This window comes from Polymorphobacter fuscus (assembly GCF_011927825.1).
GTDB lineage: Bacteria > Pseudomonadota > Alphaproteobacteria > Sphingomonadales > Sphingomonadaceae > Sandarakinorhabdus > Sandarakinorhabdus fusca.
In genome coordinates this window covers 151,625-165,400 of sequence record NZ_JAATJI010000001.1, presented here as the reverse complement: position 1 = coordinate 165,400, position 13,776 = coordinate 151,625, and the positions used below count along the sequence as shown (strand labels likewise).

15 protein-coding genes are annotated in these 13,776 nt (G+C 65.3%); 3 read left to right on the top strand and 12 right to left on the bottom strand.

What is annotated here, in order from left to right:
- Positions 1-3: 3 nt before the first annotated feature.
- From GGQ62_RS00820 to GGQ62_RS00810, 3 genes are read left to right on the top strand one after another with little or no spacing between them, the layout of a single operon-like run.
- Entirely contained in the window at positions 4-609 is a 606-nt protein-coding gene (locus GGQ62_RS00820) for a hemerythrin domain-containing protein (protein ID WP_152576932.1), read from the top strand.
- A 51-nt stretch (positions 610-660) separates the two neighbouring features.
- Positions 661-990, top strand: a complete 330-nt coding sequence (locus GGQ62_RS00815; RefSeq protein WP_152576933.1) for a hypothetical protein — start codon at positions 661-663, stop codon at positions 988-990.
- Positions 991-1,032: 42 nt separating this feature from the next.
- Positions 1,033-1,893 carry a DMT family transporter gene (locus GGQ62_RS00810; protein ID WP_152576934.1) on the top strand — a complete coding sequence of 287 codons (861 nt, stop codon included), beginning with the start codon at positions 1,033-1,035 and terminating at the stop codon, positions 1,891-1,893.
- Here the strand turns inward: GGQ62_RS00810 and GGQ62_RS00805 are convergent.
- The 12 genes from GGQ62_RS00805 to rpsB form a co-directional block, all read right to left on the bottom strand.
- Positions 1,883-2,716, bottom strand: coding sequence for a peptidoglycan-binding protein (locus GGQ62_RS00805; protein WP_152576935.1), 834 nt, complete (start codon positions 2,714-2,716; stop codon positions 1,883-1,885). The genes GGQ62_RS00810 and GGQ62_RS00805 overlap by 11 nt on opposite strands.
- Before the next feature lie 66 nt (positions 2,717-2,782).
- A complete protein-coding gene (fabZ, locus tag GGQ62_RS00800; RefSeq protein ID WP_152577097.1) occupies positions 2,783-3,256 on the bottom strand; it encodes a 3-hydroxyacyl-ACP dehydratase FabZ in 474 nt (157 codons plus the stop codon).
- A gap of 5 nt (positions 3,257-3,261) precedes the next feature.
- Positions 3,262-3,816 (bottom strand): OmpH/Skp family outer membrane protein, encoded by a 555-nt coding sequence (locus GGQ62_RS00795; protein WP_152576936.1) that lies wholly within the window; start codon positions 3,814-3,816, stop codon positions 3,262-3,264.
- Entirely contained in the window at positions 3,816-6,395 is a 2,580-nt protein-coding gene (gene bamA / locus GGQ62_RS00790; RefSeq protein ID WP_424022208.1) for an outer membrane protein assembly factor BamA, read from the bottom strand. Before bamA ends, GGQ62_RS00795 begins: the two co-directional genes overlap by 1 nt.
- Positions 6,396-6,448: 53 nt before the next feature.
- Entirely contained in the window at positions 6,449-7,594 is a 1,146-nt protein-coding gene (gene rseP / locus GGQ62_RS00785; RefSeq protein WP_152576937.1) for an RIP metalloprotease RseP, read from the bottom strand.
- Positions 7,595-7,602: 8 nt separating this feature from the next.
- Positions 7,603-8,763, bottom strand: a complete 1,161-nt coding sequence (locus tag GGQ62_RS00780; protein WP_152576938.1) for a 1-deoxy-D-xylulose-5-phosphate reductoisomerase — start codon at positions 8,761-8,763, stop codon at positions 7,603-7,605.
- Positions 8,760-9,608 (bottom strand): phosphatidate cytidylyltransferase, encoded by an 849-nt coding sequence (locus tag GGQ62_RS00775; protein ID WP_152576939.1) that lies wholly within the window; start codon positions 9,606-9,608, stop codon positions 8,760-8,762. The genes GGQ62_RS00780 and GGQ62_RS00775 overlap by 4 nt, the downstream gene beginning before the upstream one ends.
- Positions 9,595-10,326 (bottom strand): isoprenyl transferase, encoded by a 732-nt coding sequence (locus GGQ62_RS00770; protein WP_152576940.1) that lies wholly within the window; start codon positions 10,324-10,326, stop codon positions 9,595-9,597. Before GGQ62_RS00770 ends, GGQ62_RS00775 begins: the two co-directional genes overlap by 14 nt.
- Positions 10,323-10,892: a ribosome recycling factor gene (frr, locus tag GGQ62_RS00765; protein WP_152576941.1), complete on the bottom strand. Its 570-nt coding sequence runs from the start codon at positions 10,890-10,892 to the stop codon at positions 10,323-10,325. Before frr ends, GGQ62_RS00770 begins: the two co-directional genes overlap by 4 nt.
- An 11-nt stretch (positions 10,893-10,903) precedes the next feature.
- Complete coding sequence (gene pyrH, locus GGQ62_RS00760) at positions 10,904-11,620, bottom strand: UMP kinase (RefSeq protein ID WP_152576942.1); 717 nt, start codon at positions 11,618-11,620, stop codon at positions 10,904-10,906.
- A gap of 96 nt (positions 11,621-11,716) precedes the next feature.
- Positions 11,717-12,643, bottom strand: coding sequence for a translation elongation factor Ts (gene tsf, locus GGQ62_RS00755; RefSeq protein WP_152576943.1), 927 nt, complete (start codon positions 12,641-12,643; stop codon positions 11,717-11,719).
- A 149-nt stretch (positions 12,644-12,792) separates the two neighbouring features.
- Entirely contained in the window at positions 12,793-13,623 is an 831-nt protein-coding gene (rpsB, locus tag GGQ62_RS00750) for a 30S ribosomal protein S2 (RefSeq protein WP_152576944.1), read from the bottom strand.
- Between the last annotated feature and the right edge of the window lie 153 nt (positions 13,624-13,776).

The window sequence follows — 13,776 nt, the reverse complement described above, 5'->3', positions numbered from 1 at the left end:
CCGATGTCGTACACCGCCACCCAGAACCGCACCGACACCGCCAAGCGCCATAGCGATTCCGACCATGGCACGACCACCACTGCCGTCGTCGCCGGCGCCGCCGGTTTCGGTCTCGGCTTGCTCGCCGCCGCCGGCCGCAAGGCCGTTGTCCAGGCCGCCACCTATTCCGCCGGCGACTGGATGGAAGGACTGAAGGCTGAACACAAGGCCGCCCGCCTGATCCTTGAAAAGCTTGCCGAAACCACCGACGATGAACAGGCCAAGCGCGCGCCGCTGGTCCTGTCGCTGCAGCATGCCATCGGCAAGCACAACGTCCAGGAAGAATATGTCGTCTACTGCGTCCTGGCCGAAACCGGCCAGGACAGTGCCGCCGACCATCTCAACGCCGACCACTTCGAACTGAAGAAGGGCCTGTACGAGCTCGAACAGATCGGCAAGGAACAGCGCCCCGGTTTTCTCGCCAAGCTCGCCGAAATCCGCGCCAGCTTCGAAGAACATGTCCGCGAGGAAGAAGACGACATCTTCCCGACTCTCCACGCGGCACTGAGCGCGGAACAGCAGACGAACCTTACCAACCGGATGAACCGCGAAGGCTTCAAGGTCGCTTGAGCCCGATTTGGGGGAGGCTTCGGCCTCCCCCTTTTGCGAAAAGGAGTTGCAATGCCTTCGACCTCAGGAATCTTCGACACCCGCCGCGAAGCCGAAATGGCGATCGAGCGGCTTGTTCAGGAACATGGCGTCGATCGGGCCGTGATCGCCGTCGCGCCGGCCGGTCGCCAGAACAGCGTCGGTATCGAAGTTGCCGGCTCCGATGCCAAGCGCGGGGATGCCGAACCGGCACGCGACGACGAAGCCGCGCTCAACGGCCGTATCGCGGTCACCGTTCCGGACGGCGTCGACGCCCCGGTGGACGATGTGTTCCGCGAATTTCACGCCACCGATATCCGCGCCGAGGCCGGCCAGCCGTCGACGGAAACCCGCCAGAGCTGATCGCTCTGGCGCGATCCCGCCGTCCGGATTATCGCCGATGCGATGTCCGGCCGTTCGTTCGCCCTTGTCCAATGCGCCGCCGGCATCGGTTCGCTGTGCCTGATGGATGTCGTCGTCAAGCATCTCGCGGCAACGACCCCAGTGGCGGTGATTACCCTTGGCCGCTATGTCACCGGGACGCTGCTGGCGCTGGTGGTCTGGCAATTGCAGGGCCGCCCGGCGATCACCCGTGCGATGCTGCCGCTGCATCTGGTGCGCGGCGGCCTCATCGCCAGCATGGCGTTCGCCTTCTACTGGTCGCTGAAAACGCTGCCGCTCGCCGAAGCCATCACCCTGTCCTTCATCGCGCCGCTGCTGGTCCCGCCCTTCGCCAGCCTGTTGCTGAAGGAACGGATGCAGCCGCGCCTTCTTGCCGCCGGGGCGCTGGGCTTCGTCGGCGTCCTGGTCACGGTCCAGGGGGCGCCGCGCTTCGATGGCGACCGGCTGCTGGCGCTTGGCGCGGTCCTCTATGCAGCGGTCGCCTATGCGGGCTCCGCGGTGCTGCTCCGCGCCCGGGCGGCGAGCGACGGCGCGACGATCGTCACGCTGATGGGCGCATTGGTGCCGATGATCATCCTCAGCCCCGTCGCCATCGGCGCAGCCCCCGTCGATGCCGTTACCATCGGCTGGCTGATCGCCATGGGCGCCATCGGCAATATCGGCATGCAGTTGCTCAGCCGCGCCTACGCGCAAATCGAAGCACAGGTGCTGGCCGTCATGGAGTTCACGGCGCTTGGCTGGGCGGCGCTGTTCGGCTGGATCTTCTTTGCCGAGCCGGTGCGGGCGCAGATCTGGGCCGGCGCGCTGGTCATCCTCATCGCCTGCCTCTGGGCGGGGCGTCAGCCCCGCCCCGTCACGGCGTGATGCCGAGCGCCTTCAGCAGCGGCGCATCTATCCCGCCCGCGGCAAGTCCACGCGACTGGCGAAAGGCGGTGATCGCCGCGAGCGTGCGCGGCCCGGCGTCGCCATCGGCTGCCCCGACGCCGGCAAAGCCGGCACGTAGCAGCGCCTTCTGCACCCGGATGACCAATTCGGCCGGTGGCTGCGCCGCCGGTGCCGGCGGCGGCGCCGCGAGCACCCGGCGCACCTTGTCGAGCCACTCGCGCCGATCGGCGATCCCGGTCGTGCCGCCGTTGATGATGATGGTGCAGCGCGTGAAGTCGCGTGCATCGCACACCGGGTTCAACCCCTTCCACTTCCAGAACGCCGCGGCACACAGCAAGGCATTGCCCGGCACCGTGACCAGGTCGGGATCGGCCTCCATCGGCAAGCCGGCGCGCGCGCCGACTTCGCGATAACCGTCGCGCCCGGTAATCTGGATCAGTCCGCGCCCGCGGAAGCGAAAGCCGTCGCCGCTTGCCGGCGGGCCATTGCCCATCCGCCCGCCATAAACGAAATTGGCGAGCTTTTCCGGGTTGTTGGCAAAGGGCGCGGCGGCGGCAATGGTCGGAAAACGCCGCGGCCATACCTCGGTCATCCGTTTCGCCGAATAGTTGAGGTTTTCGGCGTTGATCGTCAGTCCGCCCGATTCATGCCCGACCTGCGCCAGGAAATAGGCCAGACGATCGGGCTTGTCGGCGATACCGAAGCGCCCCAGCACATCACCCGCCGCCGCGGCGACGCCCGACAGCAGATCGGGGATCGCCCGGGGGTACAGGGTAGAAAGCTGGGCTTTGGTCACCGGCATCGCCATTCTCCCGAAAGAGACGCCGATTGTGACTCAGATGCAACGACCGGGCAAATGCCCAAATGGTCAGGCGGGCGGATCGGCGATCATTGCCGTGAAACTGGCCTCGGCAACCAGCTTGCCGCCGATCTCGGCGCGCCCGGCGAACTTGCTGATCCGCCCGCGATTCTGGACGAATTCGACCTTCAGATCGAGCACGCACCCCGGCTCGACCGGGCTTCGGAACTTGGCATTCTCGATCGCCATGAAATAGACGAGCTTGCCCTTGCCCGCATCGCCGAGCGTCGAAAGCGCCAGCACGCCGGCGGTCTGCGCCAGCGCCTCGACGATCAGCACGCCGGGCATGATCGGCCGGCCGGGGAAATGGCCGGCAAAGAACGGCTCGTTGATCGTCACGGCCTTGACGCCGCGTGCCGACCGGCCCGGGACGATGTCCTCGACCCGGTCGACGAGCAGCATCGGAAAGCGGTGCGGCAACAAGGCCATCACCGCGAGGATATCGGCGGCCCCCATGGCCTCCGCCGTCTCCCCGCCGGTCATTTCGCTCACTTGGCCGGAGCGGTCGTCACGACGCGCGGCAGCGCCTTGTCGAGCCGGGCGATGACATCGGTGGTGACGTCGATCGCCGCCGCGTGCTGCAGGGTCGCGCCTTCGGCGAGCGCGATCGAGGCACCGCGCTCCTTCATGATCGTGCTGATGATCGGCTGCGCCGCGTCATTCAGCTGCTTGACGACGAACTGGCGGCTGGCCTGCAGGTCCTGGTCGCGCTTGGCGAGTTCCTGTTCGGCCTGGGTCTTGCGGGTCTGGAAATCCTTGGCCTTGGCTTCCCAGGCGGTTGCTGCTGCACCGGCTGCAGTCGGACGGGTGCTGACCAGCGTCTGCTCCTCGGTGCCGAACGAGGTGCGCAGCTGCTGCAGCCGCGCCTGGATACCGTCGGCGCGGGTCTTGAGCTCGGTGAGCGCCTGCTTGCCGGCGGCCGAAGTCTGGAACACCGAGTCGAGATCGACAACGATGATCACGGCCGGCGGCAGCGTCTGGGCGGCCACCGGGCCAGTGATCGCGGCGCTGGCAATCGCCAGCGAAATGAGAAGCTTCTTCATCAGAATTGGGTCCCTACGTTAAATTGAAACAACTGCGTGTCGTCGCCAGGCTGCTTGAGCAGGGCCTTGGCCAGATCGAAGCGGAATGGCCCGAACGGCGAGTTCCAGTTGACGCCGATACCGACCGAAAGCCGCGGGCTGGGCGTGTTGCCGAGGAACTCCTCGCGGAACCCCAGCGACGAGCCATTGTACGGCGCGCATTCGGCGAATGTCGTCGTCGGACCGTTGAGGCAGACGGTCTGAGGCGCCTTGACGTTCCAGACCGCACCGACATCGGTGAAGATCGAGGGACGCAGCCCCAGCTCGCTGATCGCCGAGCCCAGCGGCAGCTGGATTTCGGCGCGCGCCAGATAATAGGCCTTGCCGCCGAGCGCATCGTCGGTGGCCTGCTGGCGGTCCGTCACGATATTGCCGTCGGCATCGAGCGGCCGCCGCAGCACACGCGGTCCGACGCCGCGGATGTTGAAGCCGCGCATCTGAGGCTGGCCGAGGAAGAAGCGGTCGGTCAGCAGAACGTCGCGCCCGCCATAGCCGAAGATGGCGCCCGCCTCGCCGCCGATGTTGAGCACGAAGCCGCTGCCGAACAGATTGTGATACCAGTCGTAATTGACGCGCGACCGGAGATATTTGACCCCGATCGGAACGCCGGCCAGATCCTGGCTGAAGGTGAAGCGCTGGCCCGCCGATGGCCGCAGATTGTTGTTCAGATTGTTGTAGATGATCGAATAACCGATCGACGAGATCGTGCGCTTGCCGATCGCTTCGCACAGATAGCGGCCGGCGAGCAGTGGGTCGCAGACACCATTGGTGAAGAACACCAATTCATCGAGGCCGATTTCTTCGCGGCTCAGGCCATAGCGCAGCGACGCTGCCCAGAATTCGGTGATCGAGAAGCCGGTGCGCACCTGGAAGCCGGTCGAAACCTGGGTGTAGGTCGTGTCACGCGTGTTGTTGCTGGTGAAGCGGAACGACCGGAAGTCGCGGCGGAACACGTCGAAGCCCAACGCCAGGTTGCGCCCGAACAGATATGGCTCGGTAAAGCCTGCCTCGATCGACTTGGAATAGCTCGACAAATTCGCCGACGCCCGCAGCTCTTGACCGCGGCCACGGAAGTTGCGCTGGCGGATCGACAGCGACAGGATGAAGCGTTCGATGCTCGAGAACCCGGCCGAAACCTGCAACTCGCCGGTCGGTCGTTCCTGCACATTGGCTTCAAGGATCACCTTGTCGGGCGAACTGCCGGGTTTCTGCTCGATCTCGAGCTTCTCCTGGAAATAGCCCAGCCCCTTCAACCGATCACTGGTACGGCGCACCTTGATCGAATTGAACGCATCGCCTTCGGCCAGACGGAATTCGCGGCGGATGACCGTGTCGAGCGTCGTCGTGTTGCCGTTGATCTGGATCCGCTCGACATAGACACGCGGCGCTTCGCCAATGGCGAAGGTCACGTTCATCTCGTGCTTTTCCTTGTCGCGGTCGAACTGCGGCCGCACATCGGCGAAGGCATAGCCGAGGAGCCCAGCGGTTTCGGTCAGCGATTCGACCGTGTCCTCGATCTTCTGGGCATTGTACCAGTCACCCGCCTTGACGCGGATCAGCGATTGAAACTCCTTGGGCTTGATGTCGCGAATCTGGCTGTCCAACTCGACCTTGCCGAATTTGTAACGCTCGCCCTCGTCGAGCACATAGGTGACGATGAAGTCCTTCTTGTCGGGCGTCAGCTCGGCGACCGTCGAAACGACGCGAAAATCGGCATAGCCCTCGGTCAGGTAGAATTGCCGCAGCTTCTGTGCGTCATAGGCCAGACGATCCGGGTCGTAAGTGTCGTTGGAGGTGAAGAACCGCCAGGCGCGCGCCTGTTTGGTGGCCATCGACGAACGGATCTCCTTTTCGGAGAATTTCTCGTTGCCCAGGATGTTGATCTGGCGGACCTTCGACTTCGGCCCCTCCTGGATCTCAAACACCACATCGACGCGGTTCTGTTCGAGCTGGATGATCTTGGGCTCGATCGACGCCGCGAACCGTCCCGAACGGCGATAAAGCTCCAGAATGCGGCCGACATCGGCGCGGGCCTTGGACCGGGTGAAGATCTGCCGCGGCGCCAACCGGATTTCCTCGCGGATCTTGTCTTCCTTGACGCGCTTGCCGCCTTCGATGACGATCCGGTTGATCACCGGATTTTCCTTCACCTCGACGATCAGCGTGCCGTTGTCGTCGCGGATCGTCGCGTCGGCGAACAGTTCGGACGCATAAAGCGCCTTGACCGCCTGGTCGAGCCGTTCCCGGTCATAGCGGTCGCCGATGCTCAGGTTGATGTACGACCGCACGGTTTCAGGCTCGAGCCGCTCGGTGCCGCGCACGATGACCGCGCGAACAACGCTGCTGACAGCGCCCGGTGCAACGGTAGCCACCGGCGCCTCGGCGACCGGCGCTTCCACCGGTACCGGTGGCGGCGGTGGCGGCGCATCCTGGCCGCGGCGCTGACGCTGCGCCATTGCCGGCGTCGCCAGCATGGTGGAAATCAGAAAGGTTGAAATCAGGCGTGGCGCCAAACGCTGCTGCCCGAACGTATGATTCACGCGAAGTCCGTCCTTACTGCCACCCGACTGCCTCAACTCGCCCGCCCGCGCCGTCAACTCAGCCAGGATGCTACCCTCGCCCACACCCCGACGGCGCCAAGGTCATTCCAGGTGAGCACGACCATCAACGACATGATGGCGGCAAAACCCGACATGAACGCCCATTCCTGCACTTTGGCACCGATAGGCTGCCGCCGAACGGCCTCGACCGCGTAGAGGAGAAGATGCCCGCCGTCCAGCATCGGGATCGGGATGAGGTTGATGAAGCCCAGGTTTATCGAAAAGAATGCCATGAAGACGATGAACGACAGCACGCCGAGCGAAGCCTGCTGCCCGGTGACCTGGCCGGTCTTGATCGGCCCGCCGAGTTCATCGAGGCTGCGCTCCCCCATGACGATCTGGCGGATCGTGCGCGCAATCGAAACGGTGATGCCCCAGGTATCCGCCACGCCATAGCGCAGCGCATTGATCGGACCGACGTTTTCGACAACTTGCGCGCCGCTGCGGGCGATCCCCAGGCGCCCATGGCGCACCACGCCGCCAAAGCGATCGACCGTTTCAACGATCTTGGGCGTGACGGTGACGGTCTTTTCGACACCGGCGCGTTCGAACGCCACCGTCATCGGCGCCCCGGCGCTGGTCATCGCCGCATTGGCGATATCTTCGAAGCGGTCGACCGAACTGCCGTCGATGGCGGTGATCCGGTCGCCCGGGCGAATGCCTGCAGCAGCCGCCGGACCATCGGCAACGACCGCCGAGACCACCGGCGGCGTCGATGGGTGGCCGAGCGCCATGTAGACGCCGGCGAGAATCAGGATGGCAAAGGCAAAATTGATCAGCGGCCCCGCCGCGACGATGATCGCCCGTTGCCACAAGGGCTTGAACAGGAACAGCTCGGCACGTTCGGAGGCTGGCAGCGCGGCCAGCTGCGGGTCGGGCTGGCTGGCGGCGTTCATATCGCCGGTGAACTTCACATAACCGCCGAGCGGGATCAGGTTGAACTTCCAACGCGTGCCGCGGGAATCGTCATAGCCGAACAATTCTCGTCCGAAACCAAAGGCAAAGGCGTCGATCTTCACACCGAAATAGCGCCCGGCGAGGTAATGGCCGCCTTCGTGGACGACGACCAGGATGGCCACCATCACGATATAGGTCGCAAGCGTGAAGAGAATCCCCGGCTGGGGCAGCAGATCGGTCATGTGCCCTCCTAAGCGGCGCGGCGTGTAACCTCGGCCTGTGCCCCGGCGCGGGCTTCGGCATCGATTGCGACGACCTCGGCCAGCGATCCGACCGGTCCCGATGCGATACGCGCCAATGTGGCCGAAACAATGGCATCGATATCGAGGAAACCAACTTGCCCGGCGATGAACGCCGCCACGGCGACTTCATTCGCCGCGTTGAGGATGCAGGGCGCCGAGCCGCCGGCACGCAGCGCGTCCCATGCCAGCTGCAGACACGGAAAACGTTGCAGATCAGGCGCTTCGAATTCGAGCTTGCCGACGCTTGCGAGGTCGAGCCGGGTTGCCGGCGTGGCGATGCGCTCGGGCCAGGCCATCGCATAGGCGATCGGTATGCGCATGTCGGGCGTGCCGAGCTGCGCCAGAACCGACCCGTCGACATATTCGACCATCGAATGGACGACCGATTGCGGGTGGACGATGACATCGAGCCGATCGACACCGACGGGAAAAAGATGATGCGCCTCGATGAGTTCGAGGCCCTTGTTCATAAGCGTCGCCGAATCGACCGAGATCTTCGCCCCCATCGACCACACCGGATGCTTGCACGCCTGCGCCACCGTCACCGCCGCCATGTCGTTGCGGCTGAAAGTCCGGAAAGGCCCGCCGCTGCATGTCAGGATGATCTTCGCCACCCGGTCGGGCTGGTCATGGTCGAACACCTGGAAGATGGCGTTATGTTCGCTATCGACCGGCAACAACCGCGCGCCACTCGCCGCCGCCGCCGCCGTGACCACCGGCCCCGCGCACACAAGCGTCTCCTTGTTGGCGATCGCCAGCGTCGCGCCGCGTTCCACCGCCGCCAGCGTGGGGGCCAGCCCCGCCGCGCCGACAATGGCGGTCAGCACGATGTCCCCCGGGCGCCGCGCCGCCTCGCAGATCGCTTCCGGCCCGGCACCGGTTTCGACGTCGGTGCCGGCGAGCGCGTCCCTGAGCGCCGCATGCGCCGAGGCATCGGCGATGGCCGCAAAGCGGGCCCCACAGGCGATCGCGGCACGTGCCAGCCCATCGACGTCACTGTTGGCGGTCAGCGCCTCGACCGACCAGCGGCCGGGGTTGCGCGCGACCAGGTCAAGCGCCTGGCTTCCCACCGATCCGGTGGCGCCCAAAATCGTCAAGCTTCGTGTCATCCGGCCCATCCCGTCACGGCAAACACGCCGGCGCCCGCCACTGCCACGGGAACCAGCCCGTCGAGCCGATCCATGACCCCGCCATGGCCCGGCAGGATAGAGCCTGAATCCTTGACGCCAGCCCGGCGTTTCAACCAGCTTTCGAACAAATCACCGAGCACCGACAACACTGCCAGCGCGCCGGCGATGCCGATGAACGCGATTCCACCGGTGCCGCCGACCCGCGCCAGATAGGCGATGGCAAGCCCGCCGGCGACGACCATCGCGCCGATCACCCCGCCGACCGCGCCCGCCCAGGTCTTGTTGGGGCTGATCGATGGCGCAAGCCGCGCCCCGCCGATCGCACGGCCGGCAAAAAAGGCGCCGATATCGGTCGCCCAGACGCAGACCAGCACGAACACCGTCGCCGCCAGTCCAAGCGAAAGCCCGCGCAGCCACAACAGCGCCAGCGCCGGCAGCCCGCAATAGAGCAAGCCCATCGCCGCCGCGCGGCCGCCAGCCCGATCGACCCGCGCCGTAACGCCGCCCGCCGGGATGCTGCGCCCTAGCGACGCCGCGAAAAAGCCGATGATGATGGCGCCGAAACCGAGCAACAGCATCGCTTCGGCCGACCGGCCGAACGACATGAGCAGGATCACGCCGGCCAGGATGACCAGCCCAGCGCGCATCACCAGCCGCGCCATCCGGTGCATCACACCCCATTCGCCGAACATCAGCAGCGTCGCCGCCGCGACCAGAGCCGTATAGGCCGTGCCGCCGACCCATACCGCTGCGAGCGCCAGCGCGACCAGCGCGACGCCGGTGACGATCCGCAGCAGCAGCGGGTTACGCTCAGCGGCCGCCAAAACGCCGCTCGCGCGTCGCGAATTCGGCCACGGCGTCGGCCAGCGCCTGGGCGTTGAAATCGGGCCACAACGTGTCGGTGGCGACGAATTCGGCATAGGCCGACTGCCACAACAGGAAGTTGGACAGCCGCATTTCGCCCGACGTGCGCAACACCAGATCGGGCGGCGGCAGTGCCGCCGTGTCGAGCCGCGCCGCCAGCGTCTCGACGGTAATGGCCTCGGGCGACAGGGTTCCCGCCGCAACGTCGCGCGCCAGCGATTTCGCGGCGCGCATCATCTCGTCCTGGCCGCCATAGTTGAGCGCCATGATCAGCGTCAGCCGCGTATTCCCGGCCGTCTTGACCCGCGCCGCATCGAGCATCGCGACCAGGTCGGGTTTCAACGCACGATAGTTGCCGATAAAATCCAGGCGCACACCATTTTTGTGCAATGCGTTGATTTCGGACTGGATATAGTGGCGCAGCAAACCCATCAGGTCGGCGACTTCGTCGGCCGGCCGCTTCCAGTTTTCGGAACTGAAGGCATAGAGCGTCAGCACTTCGATACCGAGATCGGGCGCCGCCTCGACGACGCGGCGCACCGCCTCCACCCCGGCCCGGTGTCCGGCAATCCGCGGCAGGCGGCGCGCCTTGGCCCAGCGGCCATTGCCGTCCATGATGATCGCCAGATGGCGCAGCCCAGCGGCGCCATCACCCAGCGAGGCGGCCGCCGTGCTCACTTGCCGAGGATTTCCTTTTCCTTGGCGGCGGCGGCGGCGTCGATGTCGACCATCGACTTGTCGGTGATCTTCTGCAGCTCGGTTTCCAGCTTTTTCTGCTCGTCCTGGCTGATCTTGCCCTTCTTTTCAGCGGCTTTCAGCGCTTCCATGCCATCGCGTCGCACGTTGCGCGCGGCGATCTTGGCCTTTTCGGCATAGCTCGACGCCAGCTTGGCCATTTCCTTGCGGCGTTCTTCGGTCATGTCGGGAATGGGAAGCCGCAGCGTCTGGCCGTCGGTGATCGGGTTGAGCCCCAGCCCGGCCGAGCGAATGGCCTTTTCCACCGGCGTCACGTTCGACTTGTCCCAGACCTGGACGCTCAGCATCCGCGGTTCGGGCGCCGTCACCGTGGCGACCTGCGCTAGCGGCATCGCCGAACCATAGACTTCGACCGTCACCGGGTCGAGCAGGCTGGTGTTGGCGCGGCCGGTACGCAGGCCTTGCAGATCGTGCTTTAACGCCTCGATCGCCCCCGTCGTGCGGCGGTCAAGATCGGCCTTCCACGGGCCCGGTTCGAATTCAGCCACTGTTCGGCTCCTCAGTTCATCACGATGGTCGAAGTGCCCTCGCCGCGCAACACCGCTGCCAGCGTGCCGGCCTCGCGAATGTTGAAGACGACGATGGGAATGTCATTGTCGCGGCACATCGACACCGCGCTGGCGTCCATGACCTTGAGATTGTCGGCGAGGACCTTGGAAAAGCTCAAGGTCTGATAGCGCTTCGCTGTCGGAACCAGCTTTGGATCGGCGTCATAGACCCCATCGACCGACGTGCCCTTGAGCAAGGCGTCGCAATTCATCTCGGCAGCGCGCAGCGCGGCGCCGGTATCGGTGGTGAAGAACGGATTGCCGGTGCCGGCGGCAAAGATCACCACCCGGCCCTTTTCGATATGCCGCTCGGCCCGGCGGCGGATATAGGGTTCGCACACCGATGGCATCGGGATCGCCGACTGCACCCGAGTATGGACGCCGACATTCTCGAGCGCGTTCTGCACCGCCAGCGCGTTCATCACCGTCGCCAGCATGCCCATGTAATCGGCGCTGCCACGGTCGAACCCCTTGGCGGCAGCCGCCAGGCCGCGGAAGATGTTGCCGCCGCCGACGACGAGGCACAATTCATAGCCGGCGTCATGGGCAAGCTTGACCTCACCGGCAATCCGCGCCGTTTCCGCAGGGTCGATGCCGTATTGGCCCGTGCCCATCAGCGCTTCGCCGGACAATTTGAGCAATATGCGCTTGAAGCCGGACCGTTGCATGACTTGTCATCTTCTCCCGGATGTCAACGCGCGCGCACCCTAGTCAGGCGCGGCAGTGGTGCCAAGGGGCGCAGACCGCCCCCTGGCACAAGGCCGTTACATGCCGGCAGCGGCCGCCACTTCGGCGGCAAAGTCCTTCTCTTCGCGCTCGATGCCTTCACCGAGCTGCAGCCGGACGAAGCTGCTGATCGTGATCGGCGTGCCGGCGGCCTTGGCGGCGGCGGCGACGATATCGGCGACCTTGGACTTGCCGTCGATCACGAACACCTGGGTCAGCAGCGAATTTTCCTGGGCGTACTTGCGCACCCCGCCTTCGATCATCTTTTCGATGATCTCGGCCGGCTTGCCCGACGTCGCGGCCTTTTCACGTGCGATCGCCCGTTCCCGCTCGACCAGCGACTGGTCGAGACCGGCCTCGTCCAGCGCCAGCGGGTTGGCGGCGGCGATGTGCATGGCAATCTGCTTGCCCAGTGGTTCCAGAACGTCCGCCGACGCGGCGCTTTCCAACCCGACGAGAACGCCGATCTTGCCCAGCCCCGACGCCGTGGCGTTGTGGACATAGGAGGTGACGACGCCCTGCTCGACTTCCACGATCGCGGCGCGGCGCAGCGACTGGTGCTCGCCGATGGTGGCGACATTATGGGTCAGCTTGTCGTGCACGCTGCCATCGCTTTCCGGATAGGACGCCGACAGCAGTGCCTGGACATCGCTGCCCAGTTCGGCGGCGATTTCGGTGACGGTGCGGACAAAGCCCTGGAACGTGTCGTTCTTGGCGACGAAATCGGTTTCCGAATTGACTTCCACCATGGCGCCGCGCTTGCCGGCGACGGTGACGCCGATCAGGCCCTCGGCGGCGGTGCGACCGGCCTTCTTGGCGGCGGCGGCAAGACCCTTGGTGCGCAGCCAGTCGACGGCCGCTTCCATGTCACCGGCGGTTTCGTTCAATGCCTTCTTGCAGTCCATCATGCCGGCGCCGGTGCGGTCGCGCAGGTCCTTGACCATGGTTGCGGTAATGTCGGCCATCGTATCGGCTCCTTGTTTGCGGGTCTGGTTGGCCGATGGACGGCCAATCTTGCAATCTTGTGACAGGCTTTGCGGAAACAGCCGGACGCAAAGGGATGCGCCCGGCCTGCTTCGCATTTTCAGCGTCGGCCCGAAGGCCGGCCGCACCGTCAGGCCGCCGGCGTTTCCGCAGCGGCTTCGTCCATGGCGGCTTCGGCGCTCAGCACCGGTGCCGCTTCCAGAACCGGCTCGGCAATGGCGAACTCGACGGGTGCATCTTCCTGCGCCCCGAGATCGACACCGCGGTCGGCGGCGCGGCCCTGGCGAGCCTCGATCACCGTGTCGGCGATGGCGTTGACGTACAGCAGGATCGCCCGGCTGGCGTCGTCATTGCCCGGGATCGGGAAGGCGATGCCGCTCGGATCGGTGTTGGTGTCAAGGATGGCGACGACGGGAATGCCGAGGACATTGGCTTCCTTGACCGCCAGCTCTTCCTTGTTGACGTCGATGATGAAGATCACGTCGGGCAGGCCGCCCATGTCGCGGATGCCGCCGAGCGACAGCTCGAACTTGTCACGCTCGCGGGTGAGCTTGAGGATTTCCTTCTTGGTCAGGCCCACCGTGTCGCCCGCCAGCTGCTCTTCGAGCTGCTTGAACTTCTTGATCGATCCGGAAATCGTCTTCCAGTTGGTCAGCATGCCGCCCAGCCAACGATGGTTGACATAATGCTGGCCCGACCGGCGTGCGGCCTCGGCGATCGGCTCCTGCGCCTGGCGCTTGGTGCCGACGAACAGCACCTTGCCGCCCGACTGGACGGTGCCGCGGACGAAATCGAGCGCGCGCGCGAACAGCGGCACGGACTGCGAAAGGTCGATGATGTGAACGCCGTTGCGATCACCGAAGATGTAGGGCTTCATCTTCGGGTTCCAGCGGTGGGTCTGGTGACCGAAGTGGGCGCCGGCTTCCAAAAGCTGCGCCATCGTGACGACGGGTGCCGCCATAAGTCTCTCTCCTCTATCCGGTTGGTCCGCTGCAGGGGATGTTCGGCTGTTGCCGACACCGGATGGGTTGCCCCTGCATGTGGTTACCGGCACGATTGCCGGTGGCGGGCGGATAGCGGCAGCGGCCGCTTCGGTCAAGATATGTTGTCGGGC

Excerpts from the sequence above, each read along its gene's own strand:
- GGQ62_RS00820 (WP_152576932.1), top strand. The coding sequence starts at position 4 with ATGTCGTACACCGCCACCCAGAACCGCACCGACACCGCCAAGCGCCAT.
- GGQ62_RS00815 (WP_152576933.1), top strand. The coding sequence starts at position 661 with ATGCCTTCGACCTCAGGAATCTTCGACACCCGCCGCGAAGCCGAAATG.
- GGQ62_RS00810 (WP_152576934.1), top strand. The coding sequence starts at position 1,033 with ATGTCCGGCCGTTCGTTCGCCCTTGTCCAATGCGCCGCCGGCATCGGT.
- GGQ62_RS00805 (WP_152576935.1), bottom strand. The coding sequence starts at position 2,716 with ATGCCGGTGACCAAAGCCCAGCTTTCTACCCTGTACCCCCGGGCGATC.
- fabZ (WP_152577097.1), bottom strand. The coding sequence starts at position 3,256 with ATGACCGGCGGGGAGACGGCGGAGGCCATGGGGGCCGCCGATATCCTC.
- GGQ62_RS00795 (WP_152576936.1), bottom strand. The coding sequence starts at position 3,816 with ATGAAGAAGCTTCTCATTTCGCTGGCGATTGCCAGCGCCGCGATCACT.
- rseP (WP_152576937.1), bottom strand. The coding sequence starts at position 7,594 with ATGACCGATCTGCTGCCCCAGCCGGGGATTCTCTTCACGCTTGCGACC.
- GGQ62_RS00780 (WP_152576938.1), bottom strand. The coding sequence starts at position 8,763 with ATGACACGAAGCTTGACGATTTTGGGCGCCACCGGATCGGTGGGAAGC.
- pyrH (WP_152576942.1), bottom strand. The coding sequence starts at position 11,620 with ATGCAACGGTCCGGCTTCAAGCGCATATTGCTCAAATTGTCCGGCGAA.
- tsf (WP_152576943.1), bottom strand. The coding sequence starts at position 12,643 with ATGGCCGACATTACCGCAACCATGGTCAAGGACCTGCGCGACCGCACC.
- rpsB (WP_152576944.1), bottom strand. The coding sequence starts at position 13,623 with ATGGCGGCACCCGTCGTCACGATGGCGCAGCTTTTGGAAGCCGGCGCC.